This window comes from Spiroplasma endosymbiont of Megaselia nigra, from assembly GCF_003987485.1.
Lineage (GTDB): Bacteria > Bacillota_I > Bacilli_A > Mycoplasmatales > Mycoplasmataceae > Spiroplasma.
Map to the genome: position 1 here is coordinate 1 of NZ_RCOO01000188.1, position 2,063 is coordinate 2,063.

The 2,063-nt window shown below is 21.6% G+C and carries 3 protein-coding genes; all 3 read right to left on the bottom strand.

Annotated elements, in window-relative coordinates; genetic code table 4:
- Window positions 1-156: 156 nt before the first annotated feature.
- The 3 genes from D9R21_RS05950 to D9R21_RS08705 all read right to left on the bottom strand — a co-directional run bounded on the left by D9R21_RS05950 (window position 157) and on the right by D9R21_RS08705 (window position 2,062).
- Window positions 157-939: a ParA family protein gene (locus D9R21_RS05950; RefSeq protein WP_158613943.1), complete on the bottom strand. Its 783-nt coding sequence runs from the start codon at window positions 937-939 to the stop codon at window positions 157-159.
- A complete protein-coding gene (locus D9R21_RS05955; protein WP_126821481.1) occupies window positions 926-1,219 on the bottom strand; it encodes a hypothetical protein in 294 nt (97 codons plus the stop codon). Before D9R21_RS05955 ends, D9R21_RS05950 begins: the two co-directional genes overlap by 14 nt.
- A gap of 708 nt (window positions 1,220-1,927) precedes the next feature.
- Window positions 1,928-2,062 carry an IS3 family transposase gene (locus tag D9R21_RS08705; RefSeq protein ID WP_126820873.1) on the bottom strand — a complete coding sequence of 45 codons (135 nt, stop codon included), beginning with the start codon at window positions 2,060-2,062 and terminating at the stop codon, window positions 1,928-1,930.
- Between the last annotated feature and the right edge of the window lies 1 nt (window position 2,063).

Below are 2,063 nucleotides of genomic sequence, written 5' to 3' on the forward strand. Positions count from 1 at the left end.
GAATATATTAATGATGTTAAAAAATGAAATAAATGATATTCAAGCCGCAAAGAAAAGGATATAATAAATAAAAGTTTATAAACCTTTTTTACTAATACTTACTTTTTGGGGTGCACTCTATAACTATTTTTTTAAAATTCATATATTTTCATCACCTTATTTGATTTCCTTGATCAGTTCTTCGTATGCTTGTTTTTGTCGCCAATAATATTGACTATCTCAAATACTCGCCAATTCATTTTCAGTCTTAATAAATGTATCTGAATTTTTTATTATGTTATTTAATAAATAATTAGCTAAATCATTTTTAACTAATAGTTTATATATAAAACTTGTATTTTCATTATCTTTTATATTATTAAATATTACTTTTATACTTGGTAAATCTCTATTATTTAATCTGCAAACATAATTTAATGTATTTTTCAAATCAATTAAACCTTTATAACTTCCATTTCCTGCATTTATAGGAATAATAATAAAATCAGATATTGTTAAAAAATTTATTGCTAACTCTTGTATTGTTGGTGGGTAGTCAATCAAAACATAATCATAACTGTCAAAAGTTTCTTGGTTTGATTGATAAATCATATCAGCAATAATGTATCTTTGTTCAACAGCAAAAACAGTATTTATAATAGTATTTGAATTGGTTAAGTCTTCATTTCCAGTTATAATATCTATATTTTTATGTTTTGTTGCTTGAACAAGGGTTTTAATTTTTATATGTTTTATAGCATTTTTGCTTGAAACTAATTCAATAATTGAATTATCATTATTTCCATTTTTACTAATTAATTGAACAGATAAGGTTGCTTGCGGGTCAAGGTCAATTAACAAGACCTTTGCCCCATCAAGCGCTAACTTGTAAGCAACATTTTTGCAAAGGGTCGTTTTTCCAACCCCACCTTTTTTATTACAAAAACTAATCATCTTCATTATTGTTGTTTTCCCTTCCATATCGTTCTCTTAAAATTTTATTCATCAAAGTTGTATATTTTCAATCTTTCGAGTTTGCCTCGTCTCTAAATTTTTGTACTAATTCTACATCACAAGTCATTGGGGGTAAAATATTTTTTCAATTTCTTTTTTTAAATTCTCTAGCATTTTTAAAACTAGATAATTTATTTATATTTTCTTCAATATCATTTATTTTTTCATCGTTATTTGAATTATCTAACTTTTTTAAACTACTTATTGTATTTATAATTTTTGGCATTTTCTCCTCCTTTTTATTTAATTATATCACAAAAATCACAAGTGACACAATTAAATAAATAATAAATGTACTTTAATTTATTGAATTTTTAAAATTATATCACAAAAATCACAAGTGACACAATTAAATAAATAATAAATGTACTTTAATTTATTATTTATTAACTTTCTCCAGTGAAAATAACGTTCGATGCGCCACAAACAACGATAACAAAACAAGCAACAAAAAACCATTATTTTATAAGGTTTTTAAGTAGGAGACTATGTTAAATTATTTTTTTAATTGGTCTAAATATTTCACAAGATTATTTAAAAATAGTTTGTTAAAAAGTAAAATTAAAAAGGTAATTGTTTTAATTGCCTTTAAAAATGTATATGTATATTTTTGAATAATTTATAAAAGTAGTAAATTTTAATAACTTAGTTAAAATAAATTTTACCCTTTATTACGCTTATTTAATTTATAAGTGTATTTTTTAATTTATAATGCCTTGGTGGAAAATAAGCAATTTTAAGTTTGATTAATTGCTCTGTTTTTTTTATAAAAACAATTAACATAATATTTTTTATTTGTAAAAATTTAGTTTTAATAATTAAACAACTACATATTTTTTTAAACACAAAAATGATTTTAAAAGGAGACAAAAATGAAATTAAAAATAATTTCATTTTATTATTGCACAGTTTCAAATAACTGAGAATTATTTTTTTAATTTAAAATGCTTTTTAATTCAAATTGAATTGGGGGCATTTTTAATTTTAAAACCCTTCTATAATTATTATACTCAACAATATAATTATCTATCATATTTTTTAGCTCATTAAAATTTTTGTATTTTGTTATA